The 16609-nt window shown below is 56.8% G+C and carries 16 protein-coding genes; 3 read left to right on the top strand and 13 right to left on the bottom strand.

The window, feature by feature from the left end; genetic code table 11:
- Positions 1-8: 8 nt before the first annotated feature.
- The 8 genes from QOY30_RS10050 to radA form a co-directional block, all read right to left on the bottom strand.
- Positions 9-620, bottom strand: a complete 612-nt coding sequence (locus QOY30_RS10050; protein ID WP_283744480.1) for a nucleotidyltransferase family protein — start codon at positions 618-620, stop codon at positions 9-11.
- Positions 613-2784 (bottom strand): xanthine dehydrogenase family protein molybdopterin-binding subunit, encoded by a 2172-nt coding sequence (locus tag QOY30_RS10055; protein WP_283744481.1) that lies wholly within the window; start codon positions 2782-2784, stop codon positions 613-615. The genes QOY30_RS10050 and QOY30_RS10055 overlap by 8 nt, the downstream gene beginning before the upstream one ends.
- On the bottom strand, positions 2781-3248 hold the full coding sequence (locus tag QOY30_RS10060; RefSeq protein ID WP_283744482.1) for a (2Fe-2S)-binding protein: 468 nt from the start codon (positions 3246-3248) through the stop codon (positions 2781-2783). Before QOY30_RS10060 ends, QOY30_RS10055 begins: the two co-directional genes overlap by 4 nt.
- Entirely contained in the window at positions 3245-4234 is a 990-nt protein-coding gene (locus tag QOY30_RS10065; protein ID WP_283744483.1) for an XdhC family protein, read from the bottom strand. Before QOY30_RS10065 ends, QOY30_RS10060 begins: the two co-directional genes overlap by 4 nt.
- Before the next feature lie 218 nt (positions 4235-4452).
- A complete protein-coding gene (locus QOY30_RS10070; RefSeq protein ID WP_283744484.1) occupies positions 4453-4713 on the bottom strand; it encodes a DUF5062 family protein in 261 nt (86 codons plus the stop codon).
- 67 nt (positions 4714-4780) lie between these two features.
- A complete protein-coding gene (locus tag QOY30_RS10075; protein WP_283744485.1) occupies positions 4781-5359 on the bottom strand; it encodes a TMEM175 family protein in 579 nt (192 codons plus the stop codon).
- Between the two features lie 9 nt (positions 5360-5368).
- Complete coding sequence (locus tag QOY30_RS10080) at positions 5369-6331, bottom strand: cation diffusion facilitator family transporter (protein WP_283744486.1); 963 nt, start codon at positions 6329-6331, stop codon at positions 5369-5371.
- Between the two features lie 114 nt (positions 6332-6445).
- The gene (gene radA / locus QOY30_RS10085; RefSeq protein ID WP_283744487.1) at positions 6446-7807 is read right to left on the bottom strand and encodes a DNA repair protein RadA; all 1362 of its coding nucleotides are present in this window, start codon (positions 7805-7807) and stop codon (positions 6446-6448) included.
- 60 nt (positions 7808-7867) lie between these two features.
- Between radA and QOY30_RS10090 the strand changes: the two genes are divergently transcribed.
- The 3 genes from QOY30_RS10090 to QOY30_RS10100 all read left to right on the top strand — a co-directional run bounded on the left by QOY30_RS10090 (position 7868) and on the right by QOY30_RS10100 (position 13207).
- Entirely contained in the window at positions 7868-9478 is a 1611-nt protein-coding gene (locus QOY30_RS10090; RefSeq protein WP_283744488.1) for an NAD(P)/FAD-dependent oxidoreductase, read from the top strand.
- Positions 9479-9565: 87 nt separating this feature from the next.
- Entirely contained in the window at positions 9566-10414 is an 849-nt protein-coding gene (gene phnD / locus QOY30_RS10095) for a phosphate/phosphite/phosphonate ABC transporter substrate-binding protein (protein WP_283746054.1), read from the top strand.
- 117 nt (positions 10415-10531) lie between these two features.
- On the top strand, positions 10532-13207 hold the full coding sequence (locus QOY30_RS10100) for a bifunctional diguanylate cyclase/phosphodiesterase (RefSeq protein WP_283744489.1): 2676 nt from the start codon (positions 10532-10534) through the stop codon (positions 13205-13207).
- Here the strand turns inward: QOY30_RS10100 and hslO are convergent.
- From hslO to QOY30_RS10125, 5 genes are all read right to left on the bottom strand, one after another.
- Positions 13173-14054 (bottom strand): Hsp33 family molecular chaperone HslO, encoded by an 882-nt coding sequence (gene hslO / locus QOY30_RS10105; protein ID WP_283744490.1) that lies wholly within the window; start codon positions 14052-14054, stop codon positions 13173-13175. The genes QOY30_RS10100 and hslO overlap by 35 nt on opposite strands.
- An 88-nt stretch (positions 14055-14142) precedes the next feature.
- On the bottom strand, positions 14143-14697 hold the full coding sequence (locus tag QOY30_RS10110; RefSeq protein ID WP_283744491.1) for a diheme cytochrome c: 555 nt from the start codon (positions 14695-14697) through the stop codon (positions 14143-14145).
- Between the two features lie 17 nt (positions 14698-14714).
- A complete protein-coding gene (locus QOY30_RS10115; protein WP_283744492.1) occupies positions 14715-15119 on the bottom strand; it encodes a DUF1924 domain-containing protein in 405 nt (134 codons plus the stop codon).
- Positions 15120-15132: 13 nt separating this feature from the next.
- Positions 15133-15759 (bottom strand): hypothetical protein, encoded by a 627-nt coding sequence (locus tag QOY30_RS10120; protein WP_283744493.1) that lies wholly within the window; start codon positions 15757-15759, stop codon positions 15133-15135.
- Positions 15760-15769: 10 nt separating this feature from the next.
- The gene (locus QOY30_RS10125; protein ID WP_283744494.1) at positions 15770-16471 is read right to left on the bottom strand and encodes a cytochrome b/b6 domain-containing protein; all 702 of its coding nucleotides are present in this window, start codon (positions 16469-16471) and stop codon (positions 15770-15772) included.
- Between the last annotated feature and the right edge of the window lie 138 nt (positions 16472-16609).

Genomic DNA, 16609 nt, shown 5'->3' on the forward strand with positions numbered 1-16609 from the left:
AAATGCTTTTACAAGCGATGCAGATCGCCCGGGATGTCGACGTCGGCAAAGATGCCATTATCGCCAATTTCTATTTGCACCAGATTTGATTTGTCGCGTTCCAGCAAATGCCGAGCTCCTGCATCGCCCTGCAGCGCAAGCAACTCATCGCGGTAATGAGAGACAAATCCGACCGGATGTCCGCGCCTGCCCTCATGCACGGTTGCCGACAGATACGCCCCTGCCAGCAGTGCATCGCGAACTCCGGCAATTGCTGACGACGGTACGGCAGGCATGTCGGCCAGCCCGATCAGCCAGCCCGCAGCTTCACGGTTCGCTCGCACACCGCAGGCAAGACTGGCGGCCATGCCCTGTGCCGCTTCGTGACATACAAGCCAGCGTATCGACGCCGGCCTGTTTGCCCCGAGTGCTGCCGCGATCGCGCTGCGAAATGCCTCCGATCCGGGCCTGACGACTACCGTGATTTGCTCGAAGTTTTCCAGCCATGGCAGGAGACTGTGTGCGGCGAGCGGCAGCGTCACGCCTTGCAGCGTGACCGGATGCAGCAACTTGTCCGAACCGAACCGGCTGGAACCACCCGCCGCCAGAACGACGGCAGCTATTCCACCCGGATCAGGCAAGGGTTTCCTGATCGAACGGCATGCGGCGCAAACGCTTGCCTGTCAGTGCAAATACGGCATTCGCAACGGCCGGTGCGATCGGCGGTGTGCCGGGCTCGCCTATGCCGGTGGGACGCTCGTTGCTCGGAACGATATGAACGTCCACCTGCGGCATTTCGGAATAGCGCAACGGAGCGTAGCTGTCGAAGTTGGATTGCATCACGCGGCCGTTCTCCAGCGTGATCGCTCCATGCAGGGCGGCAGAGAGTCCGTAGACGATCGCCCCTTCGACCTGTTGCTGCACGCCGTCCGGATTGACGACCATGCCGCAATCCACCGCAGCCACCACGCGATGCACCTTGATCTTTCCGTTTTCCAGCGACACTTCGGCGATCTCTGCCACATAGCTTTCGAACGACTGGTGCACCGCCACTCCGTAGGCATGACCGGCAGGCAACTTCCTTTTTCCCCAGCCGGATTTTTCCGCGGCCAGATTCAATGCACCTCTGTAGCGGGATGCGGCAGGCAGGATCTCGAGCCGGTAGGCTACCGGGTCCTTGCCGGCAAGATGCGCCAGTTCGTCGATCATGGTTTCCACCACGAACGCGGTATGCGAGTGGCCGACCGAGCGCCACCACTGAACCGGCACCACATTCCTGGTGCTGTGCAGTTCGACCTGCAGGTTGGGGATCATGTATGGCAGGGTCGATGCGCCCTCGACTGAAGTGGCATCGATGCCGTTCTTGGTCATGAATGATTCGAACATGGTATCTGCAGTGATGGACTGCCCGACGATGGTATGTTTCCAGGCCAGCGGCTTTCCGTCCTCTGCGATTGCCGCTTCGATATGATCGGCCCACATCGGCCGGTAGTAGCCTCCGCGCATGTCGTCCTCGCGCGCCCATACCACCTTGATCGGCTTGCCGATCACCTTGGCAACCTGCACGGCTTCCTGGACAAAGTCGGACCGGGGATTGGCGCGTCGGCCGAACCCCCCGCCCAGGTACATGGTATGTATCTCAACCTGCTCCGGCTTGAGTCCGGCTGTCGCTGCCGCCATGCCCCTATCCATGGTCTGCGCCTGTGTGCCGGTCCAGATGGTGCAGTGATCCGGCGTCAGGTCCACCACCACATTGAGCGGCTCCATCGTGGCGTGCGCCAGATAGGGTACTTCGTATTCGGCGCTGACGGATTTATGCGCTTCCTTGAAACCTTGCGCGGTATCGCCGTCCTTGCGTGCAACTGTGCCGGGCTGTTTCGCGAACTCAAGGTATTCCGTGCGCATCTTCGGCGTGGAAAGTGCCGCACCGGGACCTTCGTCCCATTCGATCTCCAGCAGGTCGCGTGCCGTTTTGGCAGGCCAGAAACCGGTGGCAGCCACAGCGATGCCGCTGGGCACCTGGTAGATCCCCTGCACGCCGGGCAGCTTGGCGGCCTCGGTCGCATCGTATCGTTTCACCTTGCCGCCGAACACGGGGCTGCGTGCGATCAATACCGTCAACATGCCCGGCAGATAGACATCGAGGCCGAACTGTGCGCTGCCGTTTATCTTGACCGGTGTATCGATGCGTTTGACCGGCTTGCCGATCAGCTTGAAATCCTTGGGCGACTTGAGCTCGACACTATCCGGGAGCGGCAGTTTGGCTGCTGCGTCTGCCAGCTCGCCGTAACTCGATCTCTTGCCGCTCCTGGTATGGATCACCTGGCTGTTCTCGGCATGGCATTCGCTTTCAGGTACCCCCCATTGCAGGGCCGCCGCGCGAACCAGCATGATCCTGCCGCTGGCGCCGACCCGGCGCAGTTGCTCCCATGACGAAGGAACACTGGAACTGCCACCCGTCAGTTGCATGCCGAAGCCCGTGTGGTTATATACGGCGGCCACGGGTGCCGACTCGATGCGTATGCGGCTCCAGTCGGCTTCCAGTTCTTCCGCGATCAGCATCGGCAACGAGGTATAGACACCCTGCCCCATCTCGGATTTGTTGACGACGATCGTGATGCTGTTGTCCGCAGCGATGCGGATGAAAGCATTGGGCGGGAAGACCGCTTTGGGTTGCGCTTCGGCGGCGTAGGCACGGCCGCCTTTCACGGGCAGGTAGAAACTGATCACCAGTCCGCCCATCAATAAAGCGCCATCCTTGAGGAATGCGCGGCGGGAGGAATCTTGCAGGGTCGTGTTTTTCATTTGGCCGCTCCCAGTTGTTCGGACGCTTTCTGGATCGCCGAGCGGATACGGTTGTAGGTCCCGCAACGGCACAGGTTGCCCTCCATCGCAGCGGTTATCTGCGATTCGCTCGGGTGCGGATTGTCCTTGAGCAAGGCGGTGGCCGACATGATCTGCCCGGACTGGCAGTATCCGCATTGGGGCACATCCACCTCCAGCCAGGCAGCCTGCACGGCTTTGCCCAGCGTGGTCTCGGCCAGCCCCTCGATCGTGGTGATGTGCTTCCCGTTTGCCGTGGAAACCGGTGTCACGCAGGAGCGGATCGCCTTGCCATCGAGATGCACGGTGCAGGCACCGCACTGCGAGATGCCGCAGCCATATTTGGTCCCTGTCATATGCAGGTGGTCGCGCAGCACCCATAGCAATGGCGTACCGGGGTCCACATCGACCTTGGTGGCCTTGCCGTTGAGGTTGAAAGAAATCATGAGCATATCTCCTGGTTGTTGGATTGACTGACTTGATTGGATTCGGTCTTCCGGTTTCTGATGGAGATCATGTGCGCCAGTATGGACACTGCGATCTCCGGTGGTGTGCGACTGCTGATGGGAAGACCCACGGGCCCGTGCAGGCGTGCGATCTCTTCCTGGCTGAGGTCGAACAATGCCAGCCTCTCGCGCCGCTTCGCATTGTTTACCTTCGAGCCCAGTGCACCGATGTAGAACGCCGGCGTCTTGAGCGCTTCGAGCAGTGCCATGTCATCCATCTTGGGGTCGTGCGAGAGGGCCACGATGGCCGTGCATGCATCCACCTGGAAAGCCAGCACCGCATCGTCCGGCATCTCGCTCAGCAGAACCGTGTCCGGCACATTCCAGGTCTGGCGCATCTCATCGCCCGGGTCGCAGACAGTGACATGGTAATCGAGCGCCTGGGCCATGCGCGCGAGATAGCCGGATGTCTGGCCGGCGCCGATGATCAGCAATCGCCAGCGCGGACCGTGCACGGTTGTCAGCCTTGCACCGTCGAAACTGAACGCGTCGGCACGGCTGGCGTCGTTCAACAGTATCTGCATGGATTCAAGATGCAGGGTGCGGCTGATCAGCCGATGCGCCTGAACCGACAGCAGCACCCGCTCGATCCAGTCCGGATCGCGTACCGGTTCGATGACGAGGCGCAGTGCCCCGCCGCAGGGCAGTCCGAAGTTCCGGGCTTCTTCCTGCGTGACGCCATACGTCACCACTTCGCAACAATCAGTCTTCAACTGTCCTTGCAGCGCCCGCCTGACGAGGTCGTCCTCGATGCATCCACCCGATACCGAACCCACAGCAAGGCCGTCGCCACGCAGGGCCAGCATGGCTCCCCGGGGTCGCGGGCTGGAACCAAAAGTCTCCACCACCGTCACCAGCCACAACGGAAACTTTTCTGCTTGCCACTCTTGCAGGGTTTTCAGGACCGAAAGATCTACGCTATCCATGAAGCCTCCTCGTTTCGAAAATTCAGCGGGTGTTTGCCAAGGCCGTAGATGAAATTGATCGTGCGACGAGTTCTCCGATGTCGAACATGATGGAGCGCTCCTGCGGAGAAACATTTCTTGTTGCTGCCCTCAAAACGCGCGTCAATCATCAAACTGTTGATTGATTTTGTCAACAATGCGCGATTCACGATCGTGTAGTTCATTCAACATCTGCACCTTTACTTCAATAGCGGATGATCCTTGGGCAGTTGTTTTGAGTACCAGATGGCCAGTTTGTGCCGCATCGTCATTTCAGCCACCTGGTCTTCCGGCAAGGGCTGGATAACCTTGTCGTGGACCAATAGCCTGTAGATATATAAAAGTTTTTCGCTTGCCGAGTCATGCGGTTCGAACTCGACCACGCCGCGCCCTTCGGCATACTTCACCCCGGCATGAAACGCTTCCTTGAACAAGGCTGCTTCATTTTTCAGCTTCTTCATGGCACCTCCGGATAACTACACAAGGAATCATGGCTGCATTGACGCGGGAACAAAATCATCCATACCGCTATTCTTCCAATACCCGTTCGATACGCCGGTCCGGCACCAGCCAGATGATGGCGACCAGCAGATACAACCCGTCAGCAAGCCATTGGTACCAGAAGGCGGACGGAATGGCGACGGCATACAGGACTTGCGATAGCTTGCCCTTCCAGTCACGTTCCACCGCTTTGGCCAGCAGGGAATCCTTGCCGCCTTCGGCCAGAATGATGCATTTCTGCAAGATCATGTAGGACAGCGCCGCCATGAACAGCACCACCCCGTACAAGGCGGTAGGCAGCGCCGAAAAATGATTCTCCCCCATCCATCCCGTCACGAAAGGCACCAGCGACAACCAGAACAGCAGATGCAGATTGGCCCACAGGATGCTGCCGTTCACGTGCTGCAGCGTGTGCAACATGTGGTGATGGTTGTTCCAGTAAATGCCAATGTAAACAAAGCTGAGAACATAACTCAAGAAGACGGGTAGCAAGGGTTGCAAGGCCTGCCAGTCGGAGCCGTGCGGCACTTTCATCTCCAGCACCATGATGGTGATGATGACGGCAAGCACGCCGTCGCTGAATGCTTCCAGACGAGTCTTTCCCATTTTTCCGCCTCAATGAATATGCGTCGATGCCGTCTCCGTCGGGTGCAGCACACAGACATGGTCCGTCGTTCCCAGTTCGACCTGCAGCGTGCTGTGGTGGATGGAGTATCTTTCCCTGAGCGTGCATATGATGTCGTCCATGAAAACGTCGCCCGGATAACCTCCCGGCATCACCAGGTGGACGGTCAGCGCGCTCTCTGTTGTGCTCATGCCCCAGATGTGCAGATCGTGGATGTCGGCGACCCCGGGGCACTGGCGCAAGTAATCTTCCAGCGCCGCTGCATCGATGTGCGCGGGGACCGCGTTCAACGCCAGTTGCAGCGACTCGCGCAGCAGCCCCCAGGTGCCGATCACGATCACTGCCACGATCGCCAGGCTGACCGCCGGATCAAGCCAGTACCAGCCGGTATACAGCATCACCACGCCTGCGACAGCAACGCCAAGCGAGACGACCGCATCGGCCATCATGTGCAAATAGGCCCCGCGCACGTTCAGGTCGCCCTTGCTGCCCTTGACAAACAACCATGCCGAAATGCCGTTAATGCCGATGCCGACAACTGCCACCAGCGAGACCGTCAGCCCTGCAACGACATGGGGCTCCGAAAAGCGCTGTATGGCCTCCCACGCGATTCCCCCGCACGCCACCATCAGGAACATGGCATTGGTCAGCGCCGCCAGGATCGACGTGCTGCGCAGCCCGTAGGTAAAGCGTCCGCTCGGCGTCTTGCGTGCTAGGATCGCCGCCCCCAACGACAGCAGCAAGCCCAGCACATCGGAGAGATTGTGGCCGGCATCGGCCATGAGCGCGGTCGAATGGGCAATGATGCCGTAGGCGAACTCGACTGCCACAAAGGCGGTATTCAGGGCAATCGCGATCACGAAAGCACGGCCATGATTGTTCGGATCGCCATGATGGTGGTGATGTCCTTCATGCGAGTGTCCGCTGTGGTCGTGAGTATGGTTGTGTGACATTAAACCGCTTTCTTGTGATGTTTGATTGAAATGCGATGGTGCAAATCAATGACTGGTTTCAGATTCGATTATTCCCGGAACAGCGTACCGCGTTCAGGAACTTGCAACAACTGATCAACGCATTTTGGCCACCGCGTCTTCCACGCGTTCCACCGCAATGATCTCCATGCCCTCGATCTTGTGCTTGGGCGCATTCGCTTTGGGGATAATCGCGTGGGTAAAGCCGAGTTTGGCGGCCTCCTTCAGGCGCTCTTGTCCGCGTTGCACCGGACGCACTTCCCCTGCCAATCCGACTTCCCCGAACACCACCATCTTTTCCGGCAGCGGCCTGTTGCGCAAGCTGGAAACAATGGCAAGCAATACGGCAAGGTCGGCGCCCGGTTCGGTGATCTTCACCCCGCCCACTGCATTGATGAACACGTCCTGGTCGAAACAGGCGATGCCCGCATGACGGTGCAATACGGCCAGCAGCATCGCCAGCCGGTTCTGCTCCAGGCCCAGCGACAATCGCCGCGGCGTGGGCGAATGCGAATCATCGAGCAGCGCTTGTATCTCCACCAGCAATGGGCGCGTGCCTTCCTGCGTGACCATGACGCACGAGCCTGCCACCTGTGCGCCGTGCTGGGAGAGAAAGAGTGCGGACGGGTTGCTCACTTCGCGCAGCCCCTTTTCGGTCATCGCGAACACGCCGAGTTCGTTCACAGCGCCAAACCGGTTCTTGAATGCGCGGATCAGGCGGAAGCTGGAATGAGTATCGCCCTCGAAATACAGCACGGTATCGACGATATGTTCCAGCACTCTGGGACCTGCCAGCGCGCCTTCCTTGGTGACGTGGCCGACGAGGATGATGGTCACGCCGCTGCTCTTGGCCAAGCGCGTGAGCTGTGCCGCACATTCGCGCACCTGCGCCACCGAACCGGGGGCGGAAGTGAGTTGTTCGGAATACACGGTCTGGATGGAGTCGATCACCACGACATCGGGTTTTTCATGCGCGACGGTGGCCTGAATCTTTTCGAGCTGGATCTCAGGCAGCAGGTGCACTTCGCGCGCATCCAGGGAGAGGCGCTTGGCGCGTAGCGCGATCTGCTGCGCCGATTCTTCACCGCTTACATACAGCACTTTCTTTGTGGCGGAGAGATGCGCCAATGCCTGCAACAAGAGAGTGGATTTGCCGATACCCGGGTCGCCGCCGATCAAAACCACCCCGCCTTCCACCAGCCCGCCGCCCAGCACACGATCGAATTCGTCGATGCCGGTCGGCGTGCGCGAGACTTCGCTTGCCTCCACTTCCGCCAGTTGCTGCAACTTGCCCGATGCCGCCAGCGCACTGTAGCGGTTCTTGCCCGCCGCAGGCAGCGCTTCCGCCACCGATTCCACCAGCGTGTTCCATTCACCGCAATTCGGACATTGGCCCTGCCATTTGGGGGATTGTCCGCCGCATTCGGTGCAGCTATAGACCGTTTTTATTTTTGCCATGTGAGCCTCAAAATCGGAGGGTGTGAGGATAGCGCAGTTCTCATCGGGTAGAATAGCAACATGCTACGCCTGACCGAAATCAGACTCCCTCTCGAACATCCCGCAGATGCTTTATCCGCCGCCATTCTGAAGCGCTTGGGCATTACTGCTTCCGAATTGCAGAGCCATGCGATCTTCCGTCGCGGATACGACGCGCGCAAAAGGAACGCCATCGTCCTGGTTTATACCGTGGACGTTGAGGTATCAAATGAAGCGGCGCTGCTCAAGAAGAATATCCCGCATGTCGCGACCGCACCGGACATGAGCTACCGCGTTGTGGCACAAGCTCCGCAAGGACTGGTCGAGCGACCCGTTGTCATCGGCACCGGGCCCTGCGGCATCTTTGCCGGTTTGCTGCTGGCACAGATGGGCTTTTGCCCCATCATTCTGGAGCGCGGCAAGGAAGTGCGCGAGCGAACCAAGGACACCTGGGGCTTGTGGCGCAAAGGCAAGCTCGATCCCGAATCGAACGTGCAGTTCGGCGAAGGCGGCGCGGGAACCTTCTCCGACGGCAAGCTGCACAGCCAGATCAAGGACCCGAAGTTCTACGGGCGCAAGGTACTCACCGAGTTCGTGAAAGCCGGTGCGCCGGAAGAAATCATGTACGTGAGCAAGCCGCATATCGGCACCTTTCGCCTGGTGGGCATGGTGGAGGAGATGCGCCGCAACATGGAAGCGCTGGGGGCGGAAATACGCTTTCAGAGCCGTGTGGAGGACATCGAGATCGAGAACGGACAGGTGCGCGGCGTGGTGCTGGCGAACGGCGAACGCATCGCGACCGGTCATGTCGTGCTTGCCGTCGGACACAGCGCGCGCGACACCTTCGAGATGCTGCACAAGCGCGGTGTCTACATGGAAGCCAAGCCTTTCTCCATCGGCTTCCGTATCGAGCATCCGCAGTCGGTCATCGACCGTGCCCGCTTCGGTTCCAATGCGGGCAACCCCTTGCTGGGCGCGGCAGATTACAAGCTGGTGCATCACGCCAGCAACGGGCGCTCGGTCTACAGTTTCTGCATGTGCCCTGGCGGCACGGTGGTCGCGGCGACCTCCGAAGAAGGCCGCGTCGTGACCAACGGCATGAGCCAGTATTCGCGCAACGAGCGCAATGCCAACAGCGGCATTGTTGTCGGCATCACACCGGAAGATTATCCGGGCGACGTTCTCGCGGGTGTCGAATTCCAGCGCAAGTGGGAAGCTCGCGCGTTCGAATTGGGCGGAAGGAACTATTGCGCACCGGGGCAACGGGTCGGCGACTTCCTCGCCGGACGGCCTTCGGAAAAACTGGGCGAAGTGGCGCCTTCCTACACCCCGGGTGTGACACCCGCCGACCTGTCCACAGCACTGCCTGACTACGCCATCGCCGCCATCCGCGAAGCACTGCCCGCCTTTGAGAAACAGATCAAAGGCTTTGCCATGGAAGATGCAGTGCTGACCGGCGTGGAAACGCGAACTTCCTCACCCGTTCGCGTCAGGCGCGGCGAAGATTTCCAGAGCATCAACATCAAAGGCCTGTACCCGGCAGGCGAAGGGGCGGGATATGCGGGTGGCATTCTTTCCGCCGGAGTGGACGGTATCGAAGTGGCCGAGGCGGTGGCGCTGGATATGGTTAAGAACAGGGCGAATCGGTTATAGTGATGTAATGCAATACAATATTTCACAAGCATCAGGATTGGCAGTTCTCTTAAGCATATAAGGGGGAGTATGCGTGATCTAGTCAGAATGCTTCTGCTAGTGGTTTTCACTTTGGGAACTCCAGCAAATGCAGCAATTGCAGACCAGCCTGCCGGACAGGAACCGCTCGTTCTCGGCGTACACCCCTATTTGCCTCACGACGAAATCATCACCCGCTTTACCCCCTTGGCGAATTACCTCGCACACGCTATCGGTCGCCCGGTTGAAGTGCGGGTTGGTCGCGACTACAAGGAACACATCAATGCCATGGGAGATGACTCTATCGACATTGCCTATATGGGGCCGGCCCCCTATGTGGAAATGGTCAACAAGTTCGGAAAGAAACCGCTGCTGGCGCGGCAGGTGATTGATGGAAATCCCTACCTGAGGGGCGAGATTGTTGTCCGGCAAGACAGTCCGTTCCGAACACTCGCCGACCTGAGAGGAAAATGCTTTTTGTTCGGCGATATCAACTCCACCATGAGCTATATTTTGCCCCAACGCATGCTCGAACGTGCCGGCATTCCATTAAGCAAGCTTGGCAGTTACCAATCTTTGGAGGGGCACAAGAATGTCGCACTGGCAGTACTTGCAGGCAGCTGCGACGCGGGGGCGGTCAAAAGTGAAGTGTTCCATGAATATGAACCCAGGGGCTTGCGCGCTTTGGCCGAGCTGCCCTTGGTCGCCGATCACGTATTTGTGGCCAATGGCAGGCTTTCGGCTTCCCTGGTGGCCAAGCTTCGCGATCTGTTTATGAAACTGAACGAGTCACCAGAAGGGAAAGCCATCATGACGGGGATACACCCCCAAATGACTGCTTTGGTGCCCGCCAAAGACAGTGACTACGACAAGCTGCGAGTTTTGATGAAATCAAAATTCACATCCGGAGCACATTGAGCCTTGATAAATCCCAAAAGATATTTTGAAAAATTGTCGTGGCTCTTCCTTTTTGCTTTTCTGGCAATGTTGTGCACTGTATCGATCGTTTTCCTGGACAATAAATTCGCTGACGACTTGAAACTTGCACGCGCATCGGCATCGCTGCAATTGCAGTTGATCTCGTCCGTTCTTTCCTCGGAGCTGAATCATGCAAACTACCAGAATATCGATACGCTGTTCAACCAATGGGCAAAGGCAAACGAGAGTATCGTCGAGCTGCGACTCGTCTCTGCCAATGGCTTCAAAATAGCGGACTACGTTCGCCCTGCGGCGGATAAACATATCCTGGAGCTGCAAGCCGACATCTCCTATTCATACCGGGAAGAAGCGTCGGTTCTGATTCGCATGAGTCTGGATTCCGTGTATCAGAGCCAGCAAAAATTTGTGGCGCAATTTGCTGGAATATTCTTTGCCTTTTCCGTACTGGTTTCATTTCTGCTTTACTTCATCATACAAAGCGGAAAAGAAGCTTCCAAGGCCAGGCGCATCACAAGGTTGTACAACGCACTGAGTGAAATCAACCAGGCCATCGTGCGTATGGAACAGGAAGCCCAGCTATTTCCCCTGGTATGCCGCTGCGCAGTCGAATTCGGCGGCATGAGCATGGCCTTTGTCGCGCGGGTAGATGAAAAGACCAACTTGTTCTACCCGTCAGCCAGTTATGGCAACGGGTGCGACTTCCTGGATGGCATCGTCATATCGCCGCTTGCAGACGTACCGGAAGGTAACGGCCCGATTGGCATTGCTTACCGCGAGAACAGGTCAGTCATCGTCAACGACTATCACTCCGACCCCGTCACAATGCCATGGAGGGATCGGGCTTCGGATAATGGCTGGCATTCGGCAGCAACCTTCCCGATACAGCGAAGTGGCCAACCATTTGCCGTGCTCTCGGTCTACCACGCAATGGCCGGTGCCTTTGACGAAGAAGCCATCGCATTGCTCGATGAAATGTCACGTGACATTTCCTTCTCGCTGGATAATTTTGACCGGGAAGCCCAGCGTAAAACGGCAGAAAAGTCCCTGGAGCTGGCCGCTTCCATCTATGAAAACAGCAGTGAAGGCATGATGATTACCGATGCTGACAATTTGATCATCGCCGTCAATCCAGCTTTCACCCGGATCACCGGTTACGACCTTGGAGAGGTAGTTGGAAAAAAACCCAGCGTACTGAAATCGGGCTACCACGACACTGATTTCTTTCAGTCCATGTGGAACGAAATCAACTCCGGCGGCAAGTGGACAGGTGAAATATGGGATAGACGCAAAAACGGCGAGATTTATCCAAAATGGCTGACCATCAACACCATTTTTAGTAGCGAAGGAAAGGTGCATCACCGAATCGCGCTGTTCACCGATATCTCCCAGAAAAAGGAGTCCGAAGAGCAGATCTGGCAACAGGCCAATTTTGATCACCTGACCGGCTTGCCAAATTCGCGCATGTTTCACGACCGCCTGAAGCAGGAAATGAAAAAGTCCCATCGAACTGCGCTGCCGCTTGCAGTGATGTTTCTCGATCTTGACCACTTCAAGGAGGTCAATGACACGTTGGGTCATGCCAAGGGCGATATATTGCTGAAGGAAGCGGCTCAGCGTCTTTTGGGTTGCGTGCGCGAATCCGACACTGTTGCCCGCTTTGGCGGGGATGAGTTTGTACTCATCCTGAGCGAGATTGGCGATACAGACAGCGTTGAACGAATCAACGAATGCATACTGGACAAGCTCTCGGCACCGTTCCAACTGGGAGCAGAATCAGTCTATGTTTCTGTCAGCATCGGCGTCACGATTTATCCGTCCGACGCAACGGAAATAGAAGCACTGCTCAGGAATGCCGACCAGGCGATGTATGCAGCCAAGAATGCAGGCCGCAACCGTTACAGCTATTACACCCAAGCCATGCAGTCGGTAGCGCAAAACCGCATGAGTCTGTCCAATGATTTGCACAATGCACTGGAAGGAGGCCAGCTCAGCCTGGTATTTCAGCCTATTGTAAATCTTGAGACAGGTTTCATACGCAAAGCCGAAGCTCTGCTCCGATGGCAACATCCAACACGCGGCTTCGTCAGCCCTGCAGAGTTCATCCCCATAGCGGAACAGAGCGGACTGATCATAAAGATCGGTGACTGGGTATTCCGCCAGGCAGCACTTCTGGCAAAACACTGGCAAGCTATCGACGGAAAAGATGTGCAGATCAGCATCAACAAGTCGCCGGTTCAATTCAGAAACGACAACAATATCCAGTTAACATGGTTTGATCATTTGCATGAACTGGGACTGTCAGGAAACAGCATCGTGGTGGAAATCACCGAAGGTTTGCTAATGGAAGGCAGTGATGCCACTGTCAAAAGAAAGCTGCTTGCTTTCAGGGACAAAGGGGTGCAGGTTGCACTGGACGATTTCGGGACAGGTTACTCGTCGCTTTCTTATCTGAAGATATTCGACATCGATTACATCAAGATCGACCAGTCTTTCGTTCGCAATCTAGCACCCGATGCGAGTGACCTGGCGCTGTGCGAAGCCATGATCATGATGGCCCACAAACTGGGCATCAAAGTCATTGCCGAAGGCGTTGAAACTCCGGAACAACGTGACCTGCTGATTGCCGCGGGCTGTGACTTTGGACAAGGTTACCTGTTCTCCAAACCACTATCGGCAAAAGACTTTGAAAGTTTCCTGCAGAAAACCCGAACTTGTTATTCCGTGGCAAGCGGAAATATCAATGCAGGGTCTGGTTCGCTGCAATCGCCATGATGTCGGCGAACACCGCGTCGGCATCCACCCGATCGAATACATAGCGCTGATTGCAGAACTCGCAGTGCACTTCAACGTCACCGCGCTCGGCGATTATCGATTCCACCTCGCCCCGGCCGAGCATGCGCAACATCCTTGCCACGTTCTCGCGTGAACAAGTGCAACGAAACACCACATCCTGCGCATCGAACAACCGGATATCTTCCTCGTGATACAGAAGATGTACCAGTTCGCTTGCAGGCACATTCAGCAATTCTTCCGGCTTGAGCGTATCGGCAATTTGCGCCGCACGCCCCCAAGCATCATCGTCCAGAGACTCGGGCTGTTCGGGCAGTTTTTGCAGCAGCATACCGGCGGCACTTTTTCCATCTGCCGCCAACCATAGGCGCGTTTCCAATTGTTCCGAGCGGGTCATGTAGTTTTGCAGTATTTCGGCAACATTTTCGCCTTCCAGCGCTACGATGCCCTGATACGCCTGATTACCGTCCTTGGGATCCAGCGTGATGACGAAACGCCCGTCGCCCACCAGTTCCTGCAGCGTACCGCGCAACAGATCGCCTTCCCACTTCGCGGTGGCGCGCACTTCCAGATCGCCGGAGCACTCCACTACCAGCAGCTTCACCGCGCCCTTGCCATGTATCTGCAGGATCATGGAACCCTTCAATTTGAGCGTCGCAGCAAGCAATACGGCGGCAGCGCACAGCTCGCCCATCAGATCGCGCAGTACGGGCGGATAATTATGACGTTCGATCACGTTCTGCCAGACTGCGTCGAGACACACAATCTCGCCGCGTATCGGGGCATGCTCAAACAGGAATCGGCGCAGGGAATCAGATGGATTTTTCATGGTCGGTGATGATAACACCGCACTGGCATTGCAAGAAATGACAAGGGCAGCCCGGGCTGCCCTTTGATCACGCGAAACCGGTCTCGCGTCAATCCCAGTCCGGATAGTTCGGGATGGATACGGTGTCGCTATCGAATACACCCTTGTCCGCCTGGGTATGGCATGCGTTGCAATAGCTCAGCGATTTCACATCCTTGTTGCCCTTGATCATTTTTTCGGGGATGTCGTGGTGCATGCGCTTGATATAACGCACTTCGGTAATACGCAGGGGCGTTTCGTCTTCGGTCGCCACGGTGATCTTGCGCGAACGCTTGTACCAAGACTTCTCGGCCGCATTTTCCATCGCATAATCGTAGATAGTCTTCAGTGTGTCCTTGTCCAGCGACGCATCCTCGCCGAAATGGTTGCTCAAGGCCTGCGCGTCCAGCAATTTTGCCCAGGACTTGCCCGGCAACAGGCCGGGCGGGTAAGCGTAGTGGCAGGAGCCGCACTCATCCGCATAAGTCTTGTTATCGACCGGCTTCACTTCCTTCTGGCGCGAGAACGTGCCCAGCCACTGCCAGAAAGTTTCTTCAGCCATCGCCGCGCTGCTGCTCATCAACAGCACAACAGCCAACAGCGCTGCCTTGAATTTGGTGTGCATTATCATCTCTCCGATCCTTACTTGCTCAACAGGAATTTAAGGATATCGCCCTTTTCCTGTGCGGTGCATTCACGTCCCCAAGCGTCATTGCAATTGCGCTTGAACCATTTTTCGATCTTCTTTGCATCGGTGAAGCGCTCCGGATTGGCGCTGGGCGCCATCGGGTCAATGACCTTGCCGGTCTTGTGATGCTTGCCGGGCTTGCTCAGGTCATCGCCGTGGCAAATAGTGCAATTCATGGCCTTGCCGTCCTCCACTTTGCCCTCTTTGGTCCAGTCTTTTTTGCCATGTTCGGCGTCAAAGCCGGTCGCTCCTTCTGTCTTGTAGCGCGCAAACAATTCGTCGGTGGCCGGCGTCGCCGATGCGGCGGAAGCCATGAACAATGCACCAATCAATGCCATCAGTATGTACAGTTTTTTCATTATTATCTCTCCGTTACCAGGTAATCTTGATCGCAGTCAACATGCCCAATGCCCCCAGCTCGGCGATACCCGCATGGCTGACCGGCACGGCTGAGTTCTTCGATTTGTTCACGGCATAGGCCATCAAGGCAGCGCCTGTCACGCCCAGCAATATGTGCAGGTTATCGGGGTCCGTGATGCCGTCTGACAACTTAAAGTCATCCCAATGCACGATCAAACCCGTGGCAATTGCCGCCGCTGCCATGGCGACCGTGGCTTCAGCCAGATGGGCATGCGTACCGTTGGTCTGGCGCGGCTGATTCGCCACGGCCGCACAGTTGTTCTCGCACCCGCTATCCGGAGCAGTCGCAGCCGTCAAGGCCGCCATTACGATGGTTCCCAGTCCGAGATACTGGTGTACCTTGCTGCCTGTGATCAACGGAGGTTCGAATGGCGCTGCTTTCATGCCCGGCAACGCGCTATCCGGCTTCTTAACCAGCACTTCGGGGTCGTCTGATGCTGCCAGCTTGAACGACTCATAGTCCTTGACGTAAGCACTGGATGCCAGCGGCAGATCGGTTGCAGTTTCCTGCGCAAACGCCGTTCCGGATTGCACAGCCAAACACAGCACGGCGGCGATCATGAACTGGATGCCCTTCATTTAATTCTCCTCATTTATCATTTAAATTGCCTGAACCGGATAGCGATGGTGTCTTCTTTTTCCCGGTAAGCATCGCTCTCACCAGATTTTCATTGTGCTGAATACTGCCCGCCACCACCCCGAGGACATGCAGAAATACCAGCACCAAACCAACGGCGGGAAGAAACTCGTGCAGGTGACGGAATGCATAGCTGGTTTCATCGCTCACCCTGTTTGCCAGAAATGTCAGCGGCCCCTCAAAGCCGATCGTCCCCAGTGTCAACAGACCGGAAGCCAGGAGCAACGCAAGGAACCCGAGCAGCGCAAAAACCATCAACGCGCCTGCCGGGTTATGGCCGAAATAATGTTGGGGATGCCCCTTGAGCATGCCACGCAGGTAAGCAAGCGTCTCCCCGACCGGAAAAACGAAAGAACGGAAACGCGCATACTTGCTGCCCTTGAGTCCCCAAAATACCCGCGCCGCCAGTAACACGCACAGCGCATAGCCGACCAGCACATGGATCATGGAAAGATGCACTTCGCCAGAAATGTAAGCCGCCGCAAAACCCAGCGCCATGGTCCAATGGAAGCAACGGATGAACAGATCCCACACCTTCACTGTTGAGGTGGTTTTCTTGCGGTCAACATGATTGGTATCAGCTTGCTGCATGAATCGCCTGAAAATGGGTAAAAAAAACCCGGCGGCGCTGTGCATTACTTCGGGAATCAGCACAGCAGTCTCCGGCTTGAACAATTAGTTTGATTCGATTAGTGATGCAGATTTTTTCAAAGACCTGCCAAAACGGGGCGGATTTTACCCGAAAATTAACATATGCAAAGTGCCATTGTTTCGCATTCCGGGATTTCACTC

Source organism: Sideroxydans sp. CL21 (genome assembly GCF_902459525.1).
In the GTDB taxonomy this organism is placed as follows: Bacteria; Pseudomonadota; Gammaproteobacteria; order Burkholderiales; family Gallionellaceae; genus Sideroxyarcus.

Excerpts from the sequence above, each read along its gene's own strand:
- QOY30_RS10055 (WP_283744481.1), bottom strand. The coding sequence starts at position 2,784 with ATGAAAAACACGACCCTGCAAGATTCCTCCCGCCGCGCATTCCTCAAG.
- QOY30_RS10120 (WP_283744493.1), bottom strand. The coding sequence starts at position 15,759 with ATGAAGGGCATCCAGTTCATGATCGCCGCCGTGCTGTGTTTGGCTGTG.
- hslO (WP_283744490.1), bottom strand. The coding sequence starts at position 14,054 with ATGAAAAATCCATCTGATTCCCTGCGCCGATTCCTGTTTGAGCATGCC.
- QOY30_RS10065 (WP_283744483.1), bottom strand. The coding sequence starts at position 4,234 with ATGGATAGCGTAGATCTTTCGGTCCTGAAAACCCTGCAAGAGTGGCAA.
- QOY30_RS10110 (WP_283744491.1), bottom strand. The coding sequence starts at position 14,697 with ATGCACACCAAATTCAAGGCAGCGCTGTTGGCTGTTGTGCTGTTGATG.
- radA (WP_283744487.1), bottom strand. The coding sequence starts at position 7,807 with ATGGCAAAAATAAAAACGGTCTATAGCTGCACCGAATGCGGCGGACAA.
- QOY30_RS10070 (WP_283744484.1), bottom strand. The coding sequence starts at position 4,713 with ATGAAGAAGCTGAAAAATGAAGCAGCCTTGTTCAAGGAAGCGTTTCAT.
- QOY30_RS10090 (WP_283744488.1), top strand. The coding sequence starts at position 7,868 with ATGCTACGCCTGACCGAAATCAGACTCCCTCTCGAACATCCCGCAGAT.
- QOY30_RS10115 (WP_283744492.1), bottom strand. The coding sequence starts at position 15,119 with ATGAAAAAACTGTACATACTGATGGCATTGATTGGTGCATTGTTCATG.
- QOY30_RS10080 (WP_283744486.1), bottom strand. The coding sequence starts at position 6,331 with ATGTCACACAACCATACTCACGACCACAGCGGACACTCGCATGAAGGA.
- phnD (WP_283746054.1), top strand. The coding sequence starts at position 9,566 with ATGCTTCTGCTAGTGGTTTTCACTTTGGGAACTCCAGCAAATGCAGCA.
- QOY30_RS10075 (WP_283744485.1), bottom strand. The coding sequence starts at position 5,359 with ATGGGAAAGACTCGTCTGGAAGCATTCAGCGACGGCGTGCTTGCCGTC.
- QOY30_RS10060 (WP_283744482.1), bottom strand. The coding sequence starts at position 3,248 with ATGATTTCTTTCAACCTCAACGGCAAGGCCACCAAGGTCGATGTGGAC.